Origin of the sequence: Streptomyces sp. DSM 40750, assembly GCF_024612035.1 — a bacterium.
Classification (GTDB): Bacteria; Actinomycetota; Actinomycetes; order Streptomycetales; family Streptomycetaceae; genus Streptomyces.
The window spans coordinates 3,212,569-3,233,371 of record NZ_CP102513.1; the positions used below are offsets into that span (position 1 = coordinate 3,212,569).

The 20,803-nt window shown below is 71.4% G+C and carries 19 protein-coding genes; 7 read left to right on the plus strand and 12 right to left on the minus strand.

Annotated elements, in window-relative coordinates; all coding sequences use genetic code 11:
- Positions 1-30: 30 nt before the first annotated feature.
- Positions 31-1,275, minus strand: coding sequence for a MacS family sensor histidine kinase (macS, locus tag JIX55_RS14330; protein WP_257563697.1), 1,245 nt, complete (start codon positions 1,273-1,275; stop codon positions 31-33).
- Between the two features lie 63 nt (positions 1,276-1,338).
- A complete protein-coding gene (locus JIX55_RS14335) occupies positions 1,339-2,130 on the minus strand; it encodes a lysophospholipid acyltransferase family protein (protein ID WP_257563698.1) in 792 nt (263 codons plus the stop codon).
- A gap of 245 nt (positions 2,131-2,375) precedes the next feature.
- Between JIX55_RS14335 and JIX55_RS14340 the strand changes: the two genes are divergently transcribed.
- From JIX55_RS14340 to JIX55_RS14355, 4 genes are all read left to right on the plus strand, one after another.
- Positions 2,376-3,257, plus strand: coding sequence for an alpha/beta hydrolase (locus tag JIX55_RS14340; protein WP_257563699.1), 882 nt, complete (start codon positions 2,376-2,378; stop codon positions 3,255-3,257).
- On the plus strand, positions 3,250-3,966 hold the full coding sequence (locus JIX55_RS14345; RefSeq protein WP_257563700.1) for a hypothetical protein: 717 nt from the start codon (positions 3,250-3,252) through the stop codon (positions 3,964-3,966). Before JIX55_RS14340 ends, JIX55_RS14345 begins: the two co-directional genes overlap by 8 nt.
- Positions 3,967-4,134: 168 nt before the next feature.
- Positions 4,135-4,758 carry an RNA polymerase sigma factor gene (locus tag JIX55_RS14350; RefSeq protein ID WP_257563701.1) on the plus strand — a complete coding sequence of 208 codons (624 nt, stop codon included), beginning with the start codon at positions 4,135-4,137 and terminating at the stop codon, positions 4,756-4,758.
- On the plus strand, positions 4,751-5,812 hold the full coding sequence (locus JIX55_RS14355) for a CU044_5270 family protein (RefSeq protein WP_257563702.1): 1,062 nt from the start codon (positions 4,751-4,753) through the stop codon (positions 5,810-5,812). The genes JIX55_RS14350 and JIX55_RS14355 overlap by 8 nt, the downstream gene beginning before the upstream one ends.
- Here JIX55_RS14355 and JIX55_RS14360 read toward each other — a convergent pair.
- The 6 genes from JIX55_RS14360 to JIX55_RS14385 all read right to left on the minus strand — a co-directional run bounded on the left by JIX55_RS14360 (position 5,809) and on the right by JIX55_RS14385 (position 11,132).
- Positions 5,809-6,558 (minus strand): endonuclease/exonuclease/phosphatase family protein, encoded by a 750-nt coding sequence (locus tag JIX55_RS14360; RefSeq protein WP_257569325.1) that lies wholly within the window; start codon positions 6,556-6,558, stop codon positions 5,809-5,811. The two genes, JIX55_RS14355 and JIX55_RS14360, sit on opposite strands and share 4 nt — an antisense overlap.
- Positions 6,559-6,711: 153 nt before the next feature.
- The gene (locus tag JIX55_RS14365; protein WP_257563703.1) at positions 6,712-7,665 is read right to left on the minus strand and encodes an ROK family glucokinase; all 954 of its coding nucleotides are present in this window, start codon (positions 7,663-7,665) and stop codon (positions 6,712-6,714) included.
- Between the two features lie 95 nt (positions 7,666-7,760).
- Positions 7,761-8,264, minus strand: a complete 504-nt coding sequence (locus JIX55_RS14370) for a DUF5304 domain-containing protein (protein ID WP_257563704.1) — start codon at positions 8,262-8,264, stop codon at positions 7,761-7,763.
- Between the two features lie 57 nt (positions 8,265-8,321).
- The gene (locus tag JIX55_RS14375; RefSeq protein WP_257563705.1) at positions 8,322-9,500 is read right to left on the minus strand and encodes an ArsA family ATPase; all 1,179 of its coding nucleotides are present in this window, start codon (positions 9,498-9,500) and stop codon (positions 8,322-8,324) included.
- A 352-nt stretch (positions 9,501-9,852) separates the two neighbouring features.
- Positions 9,853-10,293, minus strand: a complete 441-nt coding sequence (locus JIX55_RS14380; protein WP_257563706.1) for an SRPBCC family protein — start codon at positions 10,291-10,293, stop codon at positions 9,853-9,855.
- An 83-nt stretch (positions 10,294-10,376) separates the two neighbouring features.
- Entirely contained in the window at positions 10,377-11,132 is a 756-nt protein-coding gene (locus JIX55_RS14385; RefSeq protein WP_257569326.1) for a metallophosphoesterase family protein, read from the minus strand.
- 350 nt (positions 11,133-11,482) lie between these two features.
- Between JIX55_RS14385 and JIX55_RS14390 the strand changes: the two genes are divergently transcribed.
- Positions 11,483-13,279 (plus strand): AMP-dependent synthetase/ligase, encoded by a 1,797-nt coding sequence (locus JIX55_RS14390; protein ID WP_257563707.1) that lies wholly within the window; start codon positions 11,483-11,485, stop codon positions 13,277-13,279.
- 34 nt (positions 13,280-13,313) lie between these two features.
- On the opposite strand, the gene JIX55_RS14395 is transcribed toward JIX55_RS14390, so the two are convergent.
- Positions 13,314-14,900 carry a GMC oxidoreductase gene (locus JIX55_RS14395; protein WP_257563708.1) on the minus strand — a complete coding sequence of 529 codons (1,587 nt, stop codon included), beginning with the start codon at positions 14,898-14,900 and terminating at the stop codon, positions 13,314-13,316.
- Positions 14,901-15,094: 194 nt separating this feature from the next.
- Positions 15,095-16,237: a glycosyltransferase family 4 protein gene (locus tag JIX55_RS14400; protein ID WP_257563709.1), complete on the minus strand. Its 1,143-nt coding sequence runs from the start codon at positions 16,235-16,237 to the stop codon at positions 15,095-15,097.
- Positions 16,238-16,400: 163 nt separating this feature from the next.
- Between JIX55_RS14400 and JIX55_RS14405 the strand changes: the two genes are divergently transcribed.
- Positions 16,401-17,627 (plus strand): glycosyltransferase 87 family protein, encoded by a 1,227-nt coding sequence (locus tag JIX55_RS14405; protein WP_257563710.1) that lies wholly within the window; start codon positions 16,401-16,403, stop codon positions 17,625-17,627.
- On the opposite strand, the gene JIX55_RS14410 is transcribed toward JIX55_RS14405, so the two are convergent.
- Positions 17,591-18,901, minus strand: a complete 1,311-nt coding sequence (locus JIX55_RS14410) for an MATE family efflux transporter (protein WP_257569327.1) — start codon at positions 18,899-18,901, stop codon at positions 17,591-17,593. The two genes, JIX55_RS14405 and JIX55_RS14410, sit on opposite strands and share 37 nt — an antisense overlap.
- A gap of 99 nt (positions 18,902-19,000) precedes the next feature.
- Here JIX55_RS14410 and JIX55_RS14415 point away from each other — a divergent pair, with 99 nt between their 5' ends.
- The gene (locus tag JIX55_RS14415; protein WP_257563711.1) at positions 19,001-19,567 is read left to right on the plus strand and encodes a PadR family transcriptional regulator; all 567 of its coding nucleotides are present in this window, start codon (positions 19,001-19,003) and stop codon (positions 19,565-19,567) included.
- Here the strand turns inward: JIX55_RS14415 and JIX55_RS14420 are convergent.
- The gene (locus JIX55_RS14420) at positions 19,555-20,778 is read right to left on the minus strand and encodes a hypothetical protein (RefSeq protein WP_257563712.1); all 1,224 of its coding nucleotides are present in this window, start codon (positions 20,776-20,778) and stop codon (positions 19,555-19,557) included. The genes JIX55_RS14415 and JIX55_RS14420 overlap by 13 nt on opposite strands.
- Between the last annotated feature and the right edge of the window lie 25 nt (positions 20,779-20,803).

Genomic DNA, 20,803 nt, shown 5'->3' on the forward strand with positions numbered 1-20,803 from the left:
CGCCGTCGCGCATGTTCTCCACGCTTTCCGTCACCGCTTCTCCGCCTTCCCCCGTACGCCCTTCGGCCCTTCGGAGGCCTTGGGTACCTTCAGTTCGACTTCCGTGCCCTGTCCCGGCACCGAGATCAGTTCGGCCGTGCCGCCGATGTCACGCAGGCGCCCCCGGATGGAGAGGGCCACCCCGAGCCGGCCCTCCCCCTCGGCCTGGGCGAGCCGTCCCTCGGGGATGCCGGGGCCGTCGTCCCGTACGGTCACGACGATCTCGTCCGACCAGTCCTCGACCAGGATCCAGGCCCGGGCCTCGGCACCCGCGTGCGCACGCACGTTGTCCAGGGCGGCGCCGACAGCGGCGGCCAGCTCGCGCGCGGCCCGCGGGGCGAGCGGCACCGGGCCGCCGGGCTCGGAGAAGGTGACCATCGCGCCGGCGTACGGGGCGAGGAGGGCGCGCAGGTCCACCGGATCCGTCGTGTCGTCGTCGGCGTCCGGTTCCTCGACCGCGCGGACGAGCGCTCCCTGGGCCGCGTCCTCCGAGATGCGGGAGACGGGAACCAGGCCGCCGGAGACCAGGGTGCGCAGGGCGACCTCCTGCTCGCCCGCCATCCGGCCCAGCTCCGCGGCCTCACCGCCGAGGGCGGTGCCGCGCCGCTGGACCATGGCGAGGACCTGGAGGACGCTGTCGTGGATGTCCCGGGCGAGGCGCTCCCGCTCTCGGGTGGCGGCCTCGATCTCCAGGGCGCGGGCGAGGGTGCGCTCGGAGGCGCGGGCGACCTCGACGACGTACCCGATGGCGATGGAGGCGACCCAGACCAGCAGCACGTTGTGGATGGTGTCGCGGGTGGGGGCGCCGCGGTGGATCAGGTTGGCGACGGCCACGAGCGTGGAGGCGAAGGCGGCCCAGCGCCAGCCGCCCTTGATGGCGAAGGCCAGGACGGCCCCGGCGGTCCATATCGACGGCAGCGTGGGGCCCCCGGCCTCCACCCGCGCGGTCGAGTCGGCGAGCCGGGTGAGCAGGATGCCGACGATCGCGATGGTGAGGTCGGCTGTGAGGAACCGCTTGGTGCAGTTGGCCGCGTTCGCGACCTTGGGCAGGGTCACCAGGGTCCAGCCGGCCAGGACCGCGAAGTAGGCGACGGCCAGCCAGGGGCGCTCGAACTCGTCGTACGCGCTGACGAAGAGGCCGACCGCGTAGACCAGCGTCAGAACCCGGTAGCCGGTGAGCGCACGCCACAGCGGCTGCTCGACCGACATCGTCATGACTCGCTCACGCTTCGGCATGTCCCCCCACCCCACCCATGACGGTCATGTCCAGGAAGGCGACCGTACCCGGGAACGCGGCCGTTACGAACCCGGGTGGTCCTTCTCCGCCAGGGCCCTGTCCGCCTGCTCCTGGGCCGCCTGCTCCTTCTCGGCCTTGGCGAGGGCGGCCTTGGCGGCCTTGTCGGCCTCCTTCTCCGCCTTGGCCGCGTCCGCGATCTGCCGCTTGGCGGCGGTCGCGTAGATGTCGACGTACTCCTGGCCGGAGAGCTTCATGATCTCGTACATGACCTCGTCGGTCAGCGCCCGCAGGACGAAGCGGTCGTGCTCCATGCCCTGGTAGCGGCTGAAGTCGAGGGGCTTGCCGATCCGGATGCCCGGGCGCATGACCTTCGGCAGGACCTTGCCCGGGGGCTGGATCTTCTCCGTGTCGATCATGGCGACGGGGATGACGGGCGCGCCGGTGGCGAGGGCCACCCGGGCGAGACCGCCGGGTTTACCGCGGTAGAGCCGCCCGTCGGGCGAGCGGGTGCCCTCGGGGTAGATGCCGAACAGCTCGCCGCTCTCGATGACCTGTATGCCGCTGTTGATCGCGGCCTCGCCCGCGCCCCTTGCGCCGGAGCGGTCCACCGGGAGTTGGCCGACGCCCTTGAAGAAGGCGGCCGTCAGCTTGCCCTTGATGCCGGGGGTGGTGAAGTACTCGGCCTTCGCGATGAACGTGACCTTGCGGTCGAGGACAGCGGGCAGGAAGAACGAGTCCGAGAAGGAGAGGTGATTGCTCGCGAGGATCGCGGCGCCCTCGGCCGGAATGTTCTCCAGGCCTTCCACCCAGGGCCTGAAGGTGACCTTGAGCGGTCCCCCGATAGCGACCTTCATCGCGCCGTACAGCAACCGAGTGCCTCTCTGTGTTCTGGTGGATCAGACCTTAACCCGGACGCGTGAGGAAGAGTCCGACAGGTCCGGCCGGTGTCGAGTGCCCCTCATGGTCCCCACCCCCTCCCTCACCGGCTTCTTCACCCGCCCTCCACCGCGCGAAGCCCCTGGTCGGTGTCAGTGCGGTCGCGTACGGTGAACCACATCCGGACTCATTCACACCCTTCTCACGAACAGGAGACCGAACCGTGCCGGTCCTTCCTGGAGCCGAGCCGTACCACCACGAGGGCGGAGAGGTCGGAGTCCTCCTCTGCCACGGTTTCACCGGGTCCCCGCAGTCGCTGCGCCCGTGGGCGGAGTATCTCGCCGCGCGCGGTCTGACCGTCGCGCTGCCCCTGCTGCCGGGACATGGCACACGCTGGGAGGACCTCCGGCCGACCGGCTGGCAGGACTGGTACGCGGAGGTGGACCGCGAGCTGCGGGCCCTGCGCGAACGCTGTGCGCACGTCTTCGTGGCGGGGCTGTCCATGGGCGGCGCGCTGGCACTGCGGCTGGCCGCCAAGCACGGCGACGCGGTCGACGGCGTCATGGTCGTCAACCCGGCCAACAAGGTGCACGGCCCGGCCGCGCACGCCCTCCCCGTGCTCCGGCACTTCGTTCCCACCACCAAGGGCATCACCAGCGACATCGCCAAAGAGGGCGTCGAGGAGCTGGGGTACAGCCATGTGCCGCTGCACGCGGCGCACTCGCTGCGCAACTTCCTCCGCCTCGTCGACGGCGAACTGCCCCAGGTCACCCAGCCGTTGCTGCTGTTGCACAGCGCGCGGGACCATGTGGTGCCGCCCGTGGACTCCGAGCGCGTCCTCGGCCGGGTGTCGTCGACGGACGTCACGGAGATCCTGCTGGAACAGAGCCACCATGTCGCGACGTTGGACCACGACGCGGACCGGATCTTCAAGGAGAGCCACACGTTCGTCACCCGGCTCGTATCGGCATCCGTGACGGAGTCGGAGGCGGAATCCGTGAAGGAGTCCGACGCGGAATCCGTACAGCAGTCTGATTCGGGGTCCGTGGGGCAGATCGGTCCGGGATCCTTGGAGCAGAGGGAAGGGACGGCCACTGGTGGCTGAGCACGACTCCGAGCGTGAGCCGGAGGAGAAGGGAGCGCCCCTCGGCGAGCGCCACGGCGACTCCCCGGGCGGTTCCTCGGGCATTTCCTCGGGCGGCTCGTCCGGCGAGTCGCCGGACGAGGAGCAGCACGTGGGCGAGGAACAGCACGTGCCGTTCGACGAGGACGCCGCGTGGCAGGCGATCGTCGCCGGGTTCGGGGCGGAGCCGCCGGACCCGCCGGGCGCCAAGCCGTTCAAGTCGGTGGAGGACCTGGCCCTGCTGGAGGACGAGCCGGAGAACTCCGCGGACAAGTCCCCCGATGCCGCCGCCGGCCCCGCGGCCCCGAAGCCGCTGGGCAGCTCGGTGGCGTTCGCACCGGGTGTCGGCGCGGGTCCGCGCGACTACAGCGTGCCCGATCCGGTCGGCGAGGACCTGGACAAAGGCGACAGGGGGGACAAGGGTTCCGGCGACGAGGACGACGAGGGCCACTTCGTGCCGCCCGAGCCGCCCCCGCTGCCGGAGGCCGACGCGACCGCCAAGTTCGCCTGGCTGGGGGTGGCCGGCGGCCCGGTCCTGCTGCTGATCGCCGTCCTGCTCGGCTGGGAGATGACCTGGTGGCTCACCACCCTCGGTATCGGCGGCTTCCTCGGCGGCTTCGCCACCCTGGTGATGCGTATGAAGAGCGACGACGAGGACGACGACGATCCGGGCCGGGGCGCGGTCGTCTGACGCCACCCCCGTAGCCGCACGAGGGCCCGCCCGGGAGCGTTCCGGGCGGGCCCTCTCCGTTGCCGTACGACGGAAATGGAACTCGATCCCGGCGAGCGGCGAAGTAGGAGTGGGCAACCCGAACGAGCCCGAGTCCTCGAGGCGTTCGGACGAACGAAAGGAGCCCCGATGACCGTCGGACCACCGGGCGTCGGCACCCGCGACGAGGATCGCGAGGAGAGTGATGCCCGTGTGATCGAGCGGTCCCGGGACGAGCCAGAGCTGTTCGCCGTCCTCTACGACCGGTACGCGGACGCCGTACACCGTTACGCGGCGCGGAGGCTCGGTCCGGAGGCGGCGGAGGATCTGATGGCGGAGACCTTCGTCATCGCCTTCCAACGGCGGCACACCTACGACCTGGGGCGGCCCGACGCGCGCCCCTGGCTGTTCGGCATCGCCACCAACCTCGTGGGCCGGCACCGCCGGGCCGAGGCCCGCCGGTTCAAGGCGCTGGCCCGGCTGCCGGAGCCGGTGGAGCACGAGGAGTCGGTCGCGGACCGGGCGGTCGCCAGGGCCGGTGCCACGGGGGTGCGCCGGGAGCTGGCAGCCGCGCTGGCCGGGCTGTCCGCCCGCCACCGCGACGTGGTGCTGCTGGTGGCCTGGGCCGGTCTCGACTACGAGGAGGCGGCCCAGGCCCTCGACGTGCCCGTCGGCACGATCAGATCCCGGCTGAGCCGGGCTCGCGGCAGATTGCGCGAAGCACTGGGCGGATCCGATCCGACCGCTTTCCGAGAGGCAGACGCCCATGCGTGACATCGACGAACTGAGGGACCTGCGGGACCTCGCCGCCTTCGACGCGGGTGCTCCCCCGCTCGACGACGAGACCCGGCGGCGGGGGCGTGCCCGCCTGCTCGCCACGATCACCGCACCGGGCGCGGACCACGCGACTCGTACGACCGTCCGGCCCGCCTCGCTGGTACGCCGCCGCCCGGTCCTGCGTATCGCCCTCACCGGTGTGGTCGCCGCCGCGGTCACGGCCGGTGTCCTGGTCGCCGTGCAGCGGGACGACGGCGGTGACGGCCGGGGGAAGACCGCGAAGCCGCCGGTGGCGAGCCTGCCGCCGATGCGGAACGTGAGCGCGCAGACCGTGCTGAAGGGGGCGGCCGCGTACGCGCGGGAGCACGAGAAGCCGGTCAGTCCTCGGGACGACCAGTTCGTCTACACCAAGGAGATCATCAAGGAGACCAACCAGAAGACGGGGAGGACGAAGACGTACGTCGACGAGATCTGGCGCTCCGTGGACGGCTCCCAGCGTTCCTGGATCATGGAGATCGGCAAGGGGTGGTGGTCGCCGCCGCTGGCGGACAACGAGAGCGTGTGGCCGCCGCAGGACTGGGGTTCGCTGCGGAAGCTGCCGACCGACCCGGAGCAGCTGATCCTCGCGGTCCACGGCGAGCTCTTCGGTAGCGAGGCCTCGCTGGACGAGATCACCGACGAGGAGTGGTCGGTGATCCACTACAGTCTCGCCGGCCTGCTCAAGGTGGTCCCGGTGATGCCCGAGGGGCTGCGGCCCGCGGCGTACGAGGCGCTCGGGATGGTGCCGGGGGTCAAGGCGGTGCCGAACCAGAAGGACGCCAAGGGACGGGTCGGCGTGGCCATCACGTACGACGACCCCAGCCGCCCCGAGGAGGCATCGGGCTACGACAGCTACTTCATCTTCGACCCGGTGACGTACGCCTTCCTCGGCTTCCGTGACGAGCGCTCCTCGGGCGACGGCAAGGACATCAAGCGGTACACCCAGCTCTCGTATTTGGACAGTTGGGCGATCGTCGACAAGGTCAAGCAGTATCCGTCGGCTGCGAGTTAGGACTCGGCGGGCACCCTGAGGGCGGCCAGGACCGGCAGGTGGTCCGTGGCCGCCCTCAGATCGTCCTCGGTGATGCCGGGGTGGTCGAGGGGGACGCCGCAGCCGAGGACCTCGATGCCGGGGGTGGCCAGGATCGCGTCGATGCGCTGGTGGGGGTCGGTGGGGGTGGAGGTGTACTCGCCGCCCCAGGGAGTGGTGGTCCAGCAGTCCTGGAGTTCGCCGGCCAGGCGCCGGAACGTACGGCCGTCCGGGCGCTCGTTGAGGTCGCCGCCCGCGACCGCGTGGGTCACGCCCAGGCCGGCCAGGTGGTCGAGGAGCATGCCGCCCTGCTCGTACCGCTCGTCCTTCTGCAGGGAGAGGTGGCAGGACAGGACACCGAGGCGGGCGCGGCCGAAGCGGACCACCGCCGTGGCGAAGCCGCGTCTGTGCAGGCCGGGCGTGAGGGGCAGGAGGATGTCCTCGGTGTGTTCCACGGTGGCGCGGAGGTCGCACAGCAGCGCGGGGCCCGACGCGGTGGCGCCGCCGGAGAGGGTGACCAGGCCGGAGGCCGCGGCCAGCCTGGCGAGTTTCTTGCGCCAGCGGAAGAAGCGGGGGGCTTCCTGGATGAGGACCAGGTCGGGGGCGCAGGCGGTGATCACTCGGGCGAGGGCGTCGGTGTCGTCCCGCATGGAGCGGATGTTGTAGCTGAGGACGCGGATGGTTGCCGAACCGTCGGGGTTCGTGCGGGAGTTGGGCAGCGGGGTCATCGCCATGGAGATCAAGATACGCCCAAGAGCTCGGGTGCATTTGTCCGTTTGCGAGTACCGGTGCGTCGTGGTTTCTCGCGCCCACGCGGCGGAGCCGCATATCGGTACAGCCCCGCGCCCCTGAAGGGGCGCGGGGGTGCCGCCGGCCGGGAGTTACATGATCGGGTCGGGTTCTCTCGCCAGGTCCGCCGCGCCCACCAGGCCCGCCTCGTTGCCCAGTTGGGCGGCGATGACCTCGGCGACGGGGCGCCAGTTGCCGCCTACGAGCCAGCGCTTGTAGGACTTGCGGATGGGGTCGAGGACGAGCTCGCCCTCGTCGGAGAGGCCGCCGCCGACGATGAAGGCGGACGGGTCGAAGAGGGAGGCGAGGTCGGCGAGGCCCGCGCCGGCCCAGCGGGCGAGTTCGCGGTAGGAGTCGACGGCGACGGGGTCGCCCTGGCGGGCCGCCATGGAGATGTGCTTGCCCTCGATGGCGTCGGGGGTGCCGTCGCCGAGGCCGAGGAGGAGTTCGGCGTTCTCCGGGGTGGCGTTGGCGCGCTGCTTGGCGTACCGCACCAGCGCGCGCCCCGACGCGTACTGCTCCCAGCAGCCCTGTGAGCCGCAGCCGCAGAGCAGTCCGTCCGGAACCATCCGAATGTGTCCGAACTCGGCGGCCACGCCGTAGTGCCCGCGACGCAGCTTGTTGCCGATGATGATGCCGCCGCCGAGGCCGGTGCCGAGGGTGATGCAGATGACGTTGCGGTGGCCCTTGCCGCCGCCGAACTTGTACTCGCCCCAGGCAGCGGCGTTGGCGTCGTTCTCCACGACGACCGGCAGGCCCACGCGGGCCTCGACCTTCTCCTTGAGCGGCTCGTTGCGCCAGTCGATATTGGGGGCGAAGTAGACCGTCGACCGCTGACGGTTGACGTAGCCGGCCGCGCCGATGCCGACACCGACGATCTCGTGTCCGGCTCGCGCGCCCTCGACGGCGGCGGCGATGGCGTCCACGATCGCGTCGGGCGTGCCCGGGGTCGGCACCTTGTGGGTCGAGAGGATGTTGCCTTCCTCGTCGACCACACCGGCCGCGATCTTGGTACCGCCGATGTCGACGCCGATGGTGAGTCCCATGAATCCCTCAGTTTCGGTCGAGCCCCGCTACGGCCAACCGTACCCGAGGCCCTGCGCCGGGACCCCCGACGTCCGCCGGGCGGACGGGCCCGGCATCAGTCCAGGTCGATGCGCTCTCCGGGGCCCGGGTCGTCGCCCTTGTCGCGGCCTTCCCGGTGGGCGGTGTCCCGGTTCGTCCACCGGCGTTCCTGGGCCTCGACGGCGGAGCGGTACGCGGCGAACAGTTCACCGCCGGCGGCGGCCAGATGGTCGAAGACGTCCGGATTGCGTTCGATGACGGGTTCGACGGCGGCCTTGGCCTGCCGGACGACCTGGTTGACCATCTGCTGGGCCGCGCCCCCGGCCACCGCGCCGAGCAGCGGCGACTGCAGCCCGGACAGCTTGTCCGCGACGGTGTCCACCAGCTTGCGCAGTTCCTCGGCGGCCGAGCTCGGCGGCGGCCCGTACTGCGCCCGGCGGCGGGCCTTCTCCGCGGCGAGGTCCTCCTCGCACGCCGTGGCCCAGGCGTCGGCGTCGGTCGCGCGTACCTGCTCGGCGGTCCGCGCCGCCTCGGCCGCGTCCTGACGAGCGGCGTCGGACGTGGGGCGCTCTTCGCTCATGGCGGGCTCCTGCCTACGGTTCGTACCTTCGACGTTACCCGAACGGGCGTATGCGATTCACCGGGTCCGGGGCCACAACTGCGGGTCCGGCGCGAAACGGATCCTCAGCTCGCCGTCGCGCAGGGCCGCGCCGTCGACCGTGCAGCGGCGCAGTGCCGACGGCAGCGGAACGATACGGCGGAACTGCCCCGCCGTCACGACCAACTCGTCGCCGCGCCGGATGAGGTCCAGCTCGTCGCGTATCGCCCCGGGCAGCGGGATGTGCCACACGAGCACGCCCTCCTCACCGAGGTTGTCGGCGACGGTCCACTCGACGCGGGCGGGGGCGTCACCGATGCCGGGTACGTGGAGGGCGGTGAGGTCGTCGGCGCCGCGGGGGTCGTGACCGAGGTGGGCGACGCCCCGTACGGGACGGGCCTGCGCGCACTGCTCCCACTCCTCCAGCGCCTTGCGCTGCTGGGCGACGAGGCCGGCGAGCCAGGTGTCGTGCCCGCTCTCGGGGAGGATGCGGCTGGCGATCAGGACGTCCACGGGGAGGGCCCGCAGGGCGAGGCCGACGCCGGCGAGGCGGACATGTTCGGCACCCGCCGGCCCCGGCTCGGCGACCAGCCGCACACTTGTCCCCGGGTCCTCGACGACCGCCGCGACGGCGGCCAGTTCGACGTCCCACCGGGCGGCCGTCTCGTACAGCCACTCGGCGGGCATCGGCACACCGGCGAGCCGTCCGAGGACCGGCCGCAGCGCACGGGCGGCCTGCCGCTCGGGCGGGAGCAGCCGCCGCAGATACCTCCGCAGTTCCTCCGGCAGACCGAGCAGCGCGAGTGCCTGCGGTGCGGGCGGCAGATCGACGACGAGCAGGTCGTACACCTCGGAGAGCGCGGCGTCGCGCAGCGCCCGCAGCAGGGCGAGTTCCTCGGCGCCGGGAAGAGGTGTGAGCTCCTCGGCGTCCAGCCGACCGGCCCCCAACAGACCCAGCACGGACGCGGCCCGCTCCTGGAAGGCGACGAGATCCACCCGGAAGTCCGCCGCCGCGTCGGGTCGCCACGCGGTGAGATTCGGCGCCGCGTGTACGGGCTCGGGCCCGGTGGCCACGCCGAGCGCCGCACCCAGCCCGTCGATCCGGTCCGCGCTCAGCACAAGCGTTCGCGCGCCCTCACGAGCCGCGTCGAGCGCCGTGGCCGCCGCGACCGTCGTACGGCCGCTGCCGCCTTGCCCGGTGATCAGGATGGTGCGCATGAGGCTGAACGGTAACCCAGCGCCGGGCCCGACACCGCCGCCCCGGCACCCGGAGCCGGCGGAGGTGGGGGGCGCTCACCGGCGCGTACAGGGTGGCGCCTGTGCCCACCCATGGGGCGGCCCGGGTCGGCGAGGGCAGCGGGGCAGCGCCCCGAAGGGGTGCGGGGAAGTGCGCGGCCGGACACGAACCACCCGCAGCCGCGTCGCGACGCACCCCACCCCACCGAGCTGTCGGGCGCACGATCCACCCACCCCATGGCTGCGCGCGTCACCCGGACGGCCCACATGCCACGGCCCCGGAGGGCGCACTCCGCCACCGGGGCGAGTCGGGTGGACAGGCCCGGTGGGCGAACTACGCGCCCGACTCGACCCGCTTCTTCAGCCCCGCCAGCGCCCGGTCGATGATCACCTTCTCCGCCTTGCGCTTGATCATCCCGAGCATCGGGATCTTGACGTCCACGGTCAGCTGATACGTCACCTCGGTGACCGAGTCGCCGACCGGCTTCAAGATGTAGGACCCGTCGAGGGACCGCAGCATCTGGGACTTGACCAGCGTCCAGGAGACCTCGTTCGCCCCGGTCCAGGTGTACGCCAGCGTCTGGTCGTCCTTGATCGCGCCCGCGTCCATGACGAGCCGGACCTGCTCGGCGCGGCCCTGACCGTCGGTCTCCAGCACCTCCGCCTCCTTCACCTCGCCCGTCCAGTCCGGGTAGCGGGCGAAGTCGGCGATCACTGCCATGACGTCGGCCGCCGCAGCCTCGATCGTGATGCTCGAACTGGTGAATTCCGCCATCGCCGTGGCTCCTCCAGAGACGTTCCGGTGAGGGAGGTGGGTGCGCACGTATGTGCAGCGTGAAGGCTACCGCTTGCGGAGACTCACCATTCCAGCGCCCACGGCTTCCCGCTCCCGGCGAAGTGCCCCACGTTCACACATTCGGTCGCCCCGATCCGCATCCGCCGCGCCAACGGCTGATGGACATGCCCGAACAGCGAGTACCGGGGCCGCGTCTTCCGGATCGCCTCCAGCAGCGCCCGGCTCCCCCGCTCGAAACGGCGCGCGACCGTGTCGTACACCAGCTCAGGGACCTCCGGCGGGATGTGTGTGCACAGCACGTCCACCTCCCCCACCGCCTCGATCTTCGCCGCGTACTCCTCGTCGCTGATCTCGTACGGCGTCCGCATGGGGGTGCGGAGTCCGCCGCCCACGAAGCCGAAGACCCAGCCCCCGATCTCGACGCGCTCCCCGTCCAGCACGGTCGTTCCCTCCGCCGCGTACTCCGGCCACAGCCTCGGCATATCGACATTGCCGTATGTGGCATACGTCGGCGTGGGGAAGGCCGCGAACATCTCGGCGTACTGCTTGCGGACCGCCTTCTCGATCACGGCGGCCCGGTCCTCGCCCACGCCCGCCCACAGCCGGGTCCCGAGTTCGCGTGCCTCCTCGAAGCGCCGGGCGGTGCGCAGTTCGACGAGCCGGGTGGCGTTCTCGGTGCCGAAGAGGTCGGGGAAGATACCGCGCGAGTGGTCGGCGTAGTCGAGGAAGAGGACCAGGTCGCCCAGACACACCAGGGCGTCGGCGCCCTCACCCGCTACGGCCAGATCGCGTGCGTTGCCGTGCACGTCGCTGACCACATGAATGCGCGTCTCGCGCCTGCCGCCTGGTGTGGGTGCCATGACGATCAAGCGTAGGCCTGTGCGGCATACGTGAACAGAGCGGGGCGGACCTGCGGTTACTGGCCAGTCAGTAAGTGGGGGGATTATTGTTCCCGGGAGAACCCCACATGTGTGACGCGGAGAACATCTCCCCGGGCCCCCCTCGCGGAGAAGCCATACCGGCGGGTAACGTCCGGGCAGTCCAGTTGTGCTCAGGTTTTCAACCAGTGAGGAACCAAGTGAGGCCTGAGCGCTCGCCCCAGCCTTGGACCGCACCGTCGCAGCACACGCCGAGTCGTGGCGCCGGCGCCCTATGAGGAGCAGCAGTCTTGCGCGAGTTCAGCCTTCCGGCTTTGTACGAGGTCCCGACGGACGGCAATCTGACCGACATCGTCCGTAGAAACGCCGCGCAGCATCCCGATGTCGCCGTCATCGCCCGCAAGGTGGGCGGCGCCTGGCAGGACGTCAACGCGGTCCAGTTCCTCGCCGAGGTGCGGTCGGCCGCGAAGGGGCTCATCGCCGCCGGGGTCCAGCCGGGTGACCGGGTCGGGCTGATGTCCCGTACCCGATACGAGTGGACCCTGCTGGACTTCGCGATCTGGTCGGCCGGCGCGGTCACCGTGCCGGTGTACGAGACCAGCTCGCCGGAGCAGGTGCAGTGGATCCTCGCCGACTCGGGCGCGACCGCCATGATCGTGGAGCTGGACGGGCACGCGGCGGCCGTCGAGTCGGTGCGCGACCGGCTGCCGGCGCTGAAGCACGTCTGGCAGATCGAGGGTGGCGGTGTGGAGGAGCTGGGGCGCCTCGGCCAGGACGTCACCGAGGCGGCCGTCGATGAGCGCGGCTCGCTGGCGAAGGCCGACGACCCGGCGACCATCGTCTACACCTCCGGCACCACCGGCCGTCCGAAGGGCTGTGTGCTCACCCACCGCAGCTTCTTCGCGGAGTGCGGCAACGTCGTGGAGCGGCTGCGGCCGCTGTTCCGTACGGGCGAGTGCTCGGTCCTGCTCTTCCTCCCGCTCGCGCACGTCTTCGGGCGGCTCGTGCAGGTCGCGCCGATGATGGCGCCGATCAAGCTGGGCACCGTACCGGACATCAAGAACCTCACCGAGGAGCTGGCCTCCTTCCGGCCGACGCTGATCCTGGGCGTGCCGCGGGTCTTCGAGAAGGTCTACAACTCGGCCCGGGCCAAGGCGCAGGCGGACGGCAAGGGCAAGATCTTCGACAAGGCCACGGACACGGCGATCGCGTACAGCAAGGCGCTGGACACCGCGTCGGGCCCGGCCCTCGGCCTGAAGATCAAGCACAAGGTGTTCGACAAGCTCGTCTACAGCAAGCTGCGCGCGGTGCTCGGCGGCAAGGGCGAGTACGCGATCTCGGGCGGCGCCCCGCTGGGCGAGCGTCTGGGGCACTTCTTCCGCGGCATCGGCTTCACGGTCCTGGAGGGCTACGGCCTGACGGAGTCCTGTGCGGCGACCGCGTTCAACCCCTGGGACCGCCAGAAGATCGGTACGGTCGGGCAGCCGCTGCCGGGTTCCGTCGTCCGGATCGCGGACGACGGGGAGGTGCTGCTGCACGGCGAGCACCTGTTCAAGGAGTACTGGAACAACCCGGGCGCGACCGAGGAGGCGCTGGCCGACGGCTGGTTCCACACCGGTGACATCGGCACCCTCGACGAGGACGGCTACCTCAGGATCACCGGCCGAAAGAAGGAGATCATCGTCACCGCGGGCGGCAAGAACGTCGCCCCGGCCGTGATCGAGGACCGTATCCGGGCGCACGCCCTGGTCGCGGAGTGCATGGTGGTGGGCGACGGGCGGCCCTTCGTGGGCGCGCTGGTCACCATCGACGAGGAGTTCCTGGGCCGTTGGGCCGCCGAGCACGGCAAGCCCGCGGGGTCCACCGCGGCGTCGCTGAGCGCGGACGCCGATCTGAACGCGGCCGTGCAGGCCGCGATCGACGACGGCAACGCCGCGGTGTCGAAGGCGGAATCGGTGCGGAAGTTCCGCATTCTGTCCTCCCAGTTCACGGAGGAGTCGGGCCACCTCACGCCGTCCCTGAAGCTCAAGCGCAATGTGGTGGCCAAGGACTACGCGGACGAGATCGAGGCGATCTACCAGAAGTAGCCGGCTGTCACGAACCGATCGGCGGTCGAACGGCTCATGGCGCGGTGTCCTCGGCGAGGACCCGCGCCATCGTGCGTTCGGCGAGCGCGGTGATCGTGACGAACGGGTTCACCCCGATCGAGCCGGGCACCAGCGAGCCGTCGGTGACGTACAGCTTCGAATACCCCTTCACCCTCCCGTAGTTGTCGGTCGCCTTCCCCAGCACGCAGCCGCCCAGCGGGTGATACGTGAAGTCGTCGGCGAACACCTTGTTGGACGAGCCGAACAGGTCGTACCGGTAGATCGTGCTGTTGGCCGAGTTGATCCGGTCGAAGAGCTTCTTGGCCATGGCCACGGAGACCGCGCTCTGGGCGGCGCTCCAGCCGAGTTTCGCCGAGTCGGTCGCGGCGTCGTAGGTGAAGGACGCGCGCTCCTGGTTCTTGGTGATCGCCAAGTAGAGGCTGACCCAGTGTTCGAGACCCGTGGGCAGCGGAGCGATCTCGGCGAAGACGGGGTTGGAGGTGTTGGCCCAGTCGTCGATGCCCATGACCGGCATGGTCGACTGGTTCGCCCCGACCGTGTCCCAGAGGTGGTTGGCCCGGCCGAGCATCACATTGCCGTTGGTGCCCCAGCCCGCGCCGACGCCGGCGTCCAGTGCGGGCAGGGTGCCCTTCGCCCGTGCGCGGACGAGGAGTTCGGTGGTGCCGACGCTGCCCGCGCCGAGGAACAGGTAGGTGCAGCCGTACTCCTTGGTCTCGACGACCGCGCCCGTGTCGTCGATGCGGTCGACGGTGACGACGTACGTCCCGTCGCTCAGCCGGCGGATGCCCTTGGCCCGCTCCATGGTGTGGATGGTGACGTTGCCGGTGCCGAGGGCGGCGGCGAGGTACGTCTTGTCGAGGCTGCGTTTGCCGTGGTTGTTGCCGTAGATGACCTCGCCGGCGAGCGCCGACCTGGTCGCGGTGCCGGCCGCCTCGCGCTCCATGTGGGCGAAGTCGTAGACGCTGGGCACGAAGGTGGTCTTGAGGCCGGTCTTCTCCGCGTGGGCGCGGGAGATCCGGCTGAAGCGGTACCACTCGGTGGACTCGAACCACGCGGGGTCGATGGTGTTGACGCCGAGCATGGCGCGGGCGCGCGGGAAGTACGTGGCGTACATCTCGGTGGTGTCGACGGTCGGGAACTGCTCGGCGAAGTACGACCGGAGGGGGGTGACGGCCATGCTGCCGTTGACCAGGGAGCCGCCGCCGACGCCGCGGCCCAGGAAGACCGACATGTTGGCGTAGCGGACCCGGTCCAGTACTCCGGGGTAGGGGCTGATGTCCTGGTTGACGACGTCCAGCCAGAGGAAGGTGGCGAGCGGGGCCTCGGTCCGGGTCTTGAACCACATGGATCTTTCGTCCGGTTCCCTGGTCGAGCAGAAGACCTTGCCGTCGGAGCCCTGTGTGTTCCAGGCCCTGCCCATCTCCAGGACGACCGTGCGGATACCGGCCTGACCGAGTCGGAGGGCGGCTACGGCGGCGCCGTAGCCCGAACCGATCACGATCGCGGGAGCGGATTCGACTGCGTCGGGCTCGGCCGCATGGGCTGCCTGGAGGCCGATGCGGGTGAAGCCGAGAGTGGCCGCCGTCTGCAGGGCGGCCATACCCAGGATATGACGTCTCGTCAGCTGACGTTGCATCAGTTTTGCTGTCATGTGCGCAGCATGTGCGGATTTTCGGGATCCGCCTAGGGGCTCCGCCGGGCCGGGCGGCGCCTACTGGGGTGCCCGGTGCTCTCGAAAGGCGACTTCCGGTCGTCTTGTGGCTGGTCGCGCAGTTCCCCGCGCCCCTTGCGGGGCTACAACAGAGCTTTCAAATTTTCTGCCAGGAGGTCCCACCGCCATTTCCCCTCGACCCACTCCCGTCCCCGCTTCCCCATCCGTGCCCGCAGTTCCGGGTCGGCGAGGAGGGTGATGACGCGTTCCGCGGCCTCCGTCGGGGAGCCGCCGCGGACGACCCAGCCGGTCTCGCCGTCGAGGACGGCGTCGGGGGCGCCGCCGGAGTCGCCCGCGACGACGGGCAGTCCGGTCGCGGAGGCCTCCAGGTAGACGATTCCGAGCCCCTCGACGTCGAGGCCGCCCCGGCGCGTACGGCAGGGCATGGCGAAGACGTCACCGGCGCCGTAGTGGGCGGGCAGCTCCGACCAGGGCACGGCCCCGGTGAAGCGGACGGACTCGGCGACGCCGGTCTCGTGCGCGAGGCGGCGCAGCTCCTTCTCGTACGGTCCGCCGCCGACGACCAGCAGCACCGCGTCCGGCTCCTTGGCCAGGATGCCGGGCATCGCCTGGATCAGCGTGTCCTGCCCCTTGCGTGGCACGAGCCGGGAGACACAGACGACCACCGGGCGGTCGGTGAGCCCGAGCCGGGCGCGGACGTCGGCGCCTCCGGAGCCCGGGTGGAAGGTCTTCTCGTCGACACCGGGCGGCAGCTGGACCATGCGCCCGGCCGCCGCCGGGGTCAGGGCGGTGGCGATCCGCGAGCGCGTGTACTCGCCGAGGTAGGTGATCGTGTCCGTGCCCTCGCCGATCCGCCGCAGCAGCTGCCGGGCGGCGGGCAGCTGGGCCCAGCCCGCCTCGTGGCCGTGTGTGGTGGCCACCAGGCGGCGGGCGCCCGCCCTGCGCAGTGCGGGGGCCATCAGACCGAGCGGGGCCGCCGCACCGAACCACACCGACGTACAGCCGTGCTCCCGCAGCAGCGAGACCGCGCGGCGGGTGACGCCGGGCGTCGGCAGCAGCATGGTCGTGCGGTCGCGTACGACGGTGAAGGGCTGTTCGGCGTCGAAGGCGGCCGTCGCCTCGACGCCCTCCCGGCTACGCTTCCACGTCGAGGCGTAGACGACGACCCGCTCGGGGTCCAGCCGCAGCGCCATATTGTGCAGAAACGCCTGGATACCGCCGGGCCGGGGCGGGAAGTCGTTGGTCACGATCAGGGTCTTGTGCATCGCCGCCGACCCTACCGAACCGGCATCGGACCGCCGCCACCAGGCACATCGCACCGGGCCCGGCCATGCTTCACGGCCACTTCACAGACGGACGGGGGATCATGTCTTTCACAGACGCGGAACAGGGCGCACACGGACAGGGAATCACGTGGCTCAGGTGGACATGACGAGCGCTCGACGGCTCCCGTTCGGGCTGCTCACGGCCTGGGGCGCGACCCGGCTGCTCCTGCTGCTGTTCGTCTTCAAGGTGTACGTGTTCCCGGGCCCGGACGTCACCAGCGACGTCTCGGTGATCTACCAGGGCTGGTACGAGATCCTGCGCACAGGAACGTATCCCCTGGACGACGTCACCTGGCAGTACCCGCCCGCCGCCGCCCTCGCGATCCTCTCCCCCGCGCTGCTGCCCTTCCTGGACTACACGTCGGCGTTCTTCGTCCTCGCCTTCCTCGCCGACCTGGCGGTGCTCGCGCTGCTCCTCCACGCGGGCAACCGGACCGGCAAGACGTGGCGCGGTGCCCGGGTGTGGGTGGTGGGTCTGCCGCTGCTCGGTCCGACCGTGTACGCCCGGTACGACGTGATGGTGACGGCGGTGGCGGTCGCGGCCGTTCTCGCCGGCAGCCGCCATCCCCGCGCGATGGGGGCGCTGACGGCCTTCGCGGCCCTGCTGAAGGTGTGGCCGGTGCTGCTGCTCCTGGGCGCCCGGAAGCGCACGGCCTGGGCCTGGGCGGCGGGCACCGGCCTCGCGCTGGCCGCGCTGTTCGCCGTCTCCATGCCCGGCGCCTTCGCCTTCCTGACCTTCCAGCGCGACCGGGGCACCGAGGTGGAGTCGCTGGGGGCCCTGGTCTTCCACGTGGCCCGGCAGTTCGGCTGGAACGGCGAGGTGCTCCTCAACTACGGCTCGGTGGAGTTCCTCGGCGACCACGTCGACACCGTCAGCAACGCGGCTCTGCTGCTCAGCGGGGTGGCCTTCGCCTGGCTGCTGCTGTGGCGGGTGCGGGCCCGGCGGTTCGCGCCGCACACCCTCGCGGACGCGGCGTTCGTGGCGGTGCTGATGTTCACGGCCACCAGCCGGGTGATCAGCCCCCAGTACATGGTGTGGCTGGTCGGCCTCGCCGCCGTCTGCCTCTGCTTCCGGGCCAGCCGCATGGGTCTGCCGACGGTCCTGGTCCTGGTCGCGTGCTTCGTGACCGTCCTGGAGTTCCCGGTCTGGTTCTCCCACGTGGTGGCCAGCGACGGCCTGGGTGTCACCCTCCTCTTCCTCCGCAACGGCCTCCTCGTCCTCGCCACCCTCCTCGCCGCCTTCGAACTGTGGCACGACACGGTCCCCCGCCCCGCCCCGGCCCCACTGCCGGATCAGCCGACCCTCGCCAAGGAGCCACTGGGTTCCTGAGCCCGCCGGCGCAGCAGCGGCGCGAGCACGGCGCACTGCACCGCCATGGACACCGCGAGCGCCAGGCAGATCCCGGGCAGTCCGAGCCCCGACAGGCCGTACGCGAGCGGCAGTTGGACCGCCGTACCGAGCAGCGTCACCCGCGGCAGCACCGGCGCGCCCCCGCTTCCCTCGAAGACTCCGCCGAGCGCGATGCAGCAGGCCATCAGCACCAGATACGGGCCGACACAGCGCAGGAAGAGCACACCGTCGGCGGCGACGTCGGGCCCGGCCCCGAAGGCCCGCATGACCACCGGCGCGAACACGGCCAGCAGCACGGCCGCCGCGAGGCCCACCGCCCCCGAGACCACGACCGCCTGCCGCCCGATGGGCCGCCGCTCGTCCCTTCCCTCGCCGCGCGTGTGCGCGGTGTGGATGGCCGCGGCCTGCCGTACGGCGTAGAAGGCCATCGTGGCGACGTACAGGACCTTGTAGGCGATGGCGTACGCGGCCACGGCCGTGACCCCGAGCCGGGCCACGATCGCGACCAGAGCGAGCGCGCCGGCCTGCCTCACGGTGAAGTCGGCGGACATGGGCAGGCCGGTGGCGAGCGCCCGGCGCAGTGCGGCCGGTACGGACTCGGCGGGGCGCACGGACGACACCGCTCGGAGGCACGTGTTCCGCCGAAGGGCGACCAGCCCGGCCGCGAGGGCGACGCAGCGGCACAGCACGGTCGCGGCGGCGGCGCCCTCGACGCCGTACCGGTGGATGAGGAACGGGTCGCAGACCAGGATCAGCCCGTTCGCGAGCAGGGCGAGCCGCAGTGGGGTGCGGGTGTCGCCCGTGCCCTTCAGGATGCCGTCGACGAGGGTCTGCGCGAAGAAGACGGCGATGCCCGGCAGGGAGATCGCCAAGTACTCGACGGCGAGGGACAGCCCCTCGGCACCGCCGAACACCAGCCGGGCCAGCGGCTCGCGCACCACGTACCCGCCCACCGCCACCACCGGCGTGACCACCGCGAACAGCGCCCATCCGCCGCGAACTGCCGCCCGCACCGCCCCCGGGTCCCGCGCACCCCGCGCGTGCGCGACCAGCACGGTGGTGCCGGAGGCGAAGACCAGGGCAACCCCGAGCAGCACGTTCTCGGTGTTGGTCGCGACGGCGACGGCGGCCACCGCGGGGCCACCGAGCCGGGAGACCCAGACGGTGTTGATGATCCCGGCGGCGACGGAGGCGAGCAGCGAGAGGTAGACGGGGTGAGCGAGTGAGATGAGCTGTTTCCGATGCGCGTCCACCACTGACCGAGCCCCCTCGCCAGACGAATACCTCGATTAGAAGTAGCTCGATAAGAGGTATCATGGCCGCATCACGCTCGCAAGGAGGTTCGAACCACGGTGCTGGAGCTGTCGATCCTGGGCTTCCTGGCGCAGGAACCCCTGCATGGCTACGAGTTGAAGGAGCGCATCAAGGCCCTCAGCGGCCATGTCCGCCCGGTCAGCGACGGTGCCCTCTACCCGGCGATCGCCCGCCTGGTCGCCGGCGGGAAGCTCGACCAGCACACGGAACCCGGCAGCGGCGCGGCCCCGCGCCGGGTGCTGTCGCTGACGGAGGACGGTCGCGCGGCGCTCCTCGATCACCTCCGCGACCCCAAGCAGGGCGAGATCACCGACCAGGTGCGCTTCAACACCCTTCTCGCCTTCCTGCGGCACCTCCCCGACCCGGTGGAGCAGGCCGCGGTGCTGCGCCGCCGCCTCGACTTCCTGACGACACCGGCGAGCTTCTTCTACAAGGACGGCGAACCCGTGCGCGCGGAGGACGCCGACGACCTGTTCCGGCAGGGCATGCTGCGGGTGGCCCGGGCGACGGGGAAGGCGGAGCGGGCGTGGCTCAGGGAGGCCATCGCCGAGCTCGACCCCGGCGCTGATCCCGGCCCCGCCGCCACCCCCGGTCAGCCGAGCTGATCGCGCACGTACTCCCGCCACTGCGCGGTGAACTCCTCGGCGGTCGTCCCCAGGACCTCCTTCAAGGCCCCCTCCACCGCCCCGGCCCGCTTCCCGTGCTCTCCGACGGCCCGGTAGAACTCGTCGAGGCGGACCTCGCCCCAGTGATCGGCGATCATGCGGCAGGCCAGCCAGCCGCCCTGGTAGGCCTGGGCGAGCCGGCCGGAGTCGCCGGAGAAGCCGAAGTCGGCGTCCTCGGGCAGTGCGGCCGGGAGCTGTCCCTCCGCGACGGCGCGTTGCAGTTCAGTGGCCAGCTCGGGCGCCGTACGGCCCGTCCCCCGGTAGCCGACCCAGTCGGCATAGCCCTCAGAGAGCCAGAGGGGGGTGGCCGCGTTGGTGTGGGCACGGGTGGCGACGTGGGTCGTCTCATGGGTGAGGACGACCTGCCGGCCGAAGTCGCCGAGGACGGCGTACGCGTCGGGGTTGACGATGATCCGGTCCGCGGGCGCCTTCACCGAGCCTCCCGCCTCGCCGGTGGTGACCGCGGCGATTCCCCGGTACCCGGACGCGCGCGCCCCCAGCAGCCCCGCCATCTCCTCCAGCGACTCCGGCACGAGGACGACGACCCGCCGCGCCCAGTCCTCGCCCCACGCCTCGGTCACGGCGGGCACGGCCCGGTCCGCCAGCCCCGCGTACTCCCGCAGGGCCGCCGCCGACCACCCGACCCCCAGCACGAGACTCCGCTCCCCACGGACGGCGAGTATCCGCCCCTGCTCCCACAGCTGTTCGGTGCCCTTCTCCGAGGGCTCGTCGGCGGCGACCCGCCATGCGCCGTCGTCGTCCCGGACGAGGGTCAGCGCCCGTGCGGCGGTGACGGGCGCCTTGTCGTAGCCGCGTATCCGGTAGCGCAGGGCCGCCTCGGCCGTGGCCCGGTCGCCGGAGCGCTGGAAGCCAGTGAGGTCGTACGACCAGGCGGCCAGCGGCAGGCCGCGGAGGTTCGTGAACTCGGCCGCCCCCGTGGCCCGTTGACCGGCCGCGGCGGCCGTCGGCGCCTCGGTGGAGCGGTACGCCGCCTCGTTCCGCTCCAGGACCGCCGTCGCCCGCCGGTCGAGCATCCGCTCGACGTCGGCGCGGGCGGAGTCCGAAGCCGCCGTGCCGCCGCAGCCGACGAGGAGGGTGAGTGCGAGACAGATTCCCGCGGCTCCCGGAAACGCGCGCCTTCTGCCAGCCACGGTCCCGATCGTACGGCGGCCCGTC

Bases quoted from the DNA above. Each gene is read 5' to 3' on its own strand.
- macS (WP_257563697.1), bottom strand. From the start codon at position 1,275: ATGCCGAAGCGTGAGCGAGTCATGACGATGTCGGTCGAGCAGCCGCTG.
- JIX55_RS14335 (WP_257563698.1), bottom strand. From the start codon at position 2,130: ATGAAGGTCGCTATCGGGGGACCGCTCAAGGTCACCTTCAGGCCCTGG.
- JIX55_RS14350 (WP_257563701.1), top strand. From the start codon at position 4,135: ATGACCGTCGGACCACCGGGCGTCGGCACCCGCGACGAGGATCGCGAG.
- JIX55_RS14355 (WP_257563702.1), top strand. From the start codon at position 4,751: ATGCGTGACATCGACGAACTGAGGGACCTGCGGGACCTCGCCGCCTTC.
- JIX55_RS14360 (WP_257569325.1), bottom strand. From the start codon at position 6,558: ATGACCCCGCTGCCCAACTCCCGCACGAACCCCGACGGTTCGGCAACC.
- JIX55_RS14365 (WP_257563703.1), bottom strand. From the start codon at position 7,665: ATGGGACTCACCATCGGCGTCGACATCGGCGGTACCAAGATCGCGGCC.
- JIX55_RS14370 (WP_257563704.1), bottom strand. From the start codon at position 8,264: ATGAGCGAAGAGCGCCCCACGTCCGACGCCGCTCGTCAGGACGCGGCC.
- JIX55_RS14375 (WP_257563705.1), bottom strand. From the start codon at position 9,500: ATGCGCACCATCCTGATCACCGGGCAAGGCGGCAGCGGCCGTACGACG.
- JIX55_RS14380 (WP_257563706.1), bottom strand. From the start codon at position 10,293: ATGGCGGAATTCACCAGTTCGAGCATCACGATCGAGGCTGCGGCGGCC.
- JIX55_RS14395 (WP_257563708.1), bottom strand. From the start codon at position 14,900: ATGGCCGCCCTGCAGACGGCGGCCACTCTCGGCTTCACCCGCATCGGC.
- JIX55_RS14400 (WP_257563709.1), bottom strand. From the start codon at position 16,237: ATGCACAAGACCCTGATCGTGACCAACGACTTCCCGCCCCGGCCCGGC.
- JIX55_RS14405 (WP_257563710.1), top strand. From the start codon at position 16,401: ATGACGAGCGCTCGACGGCTCCCGTTCGGGCTGCTCACGGCCTGGGGC.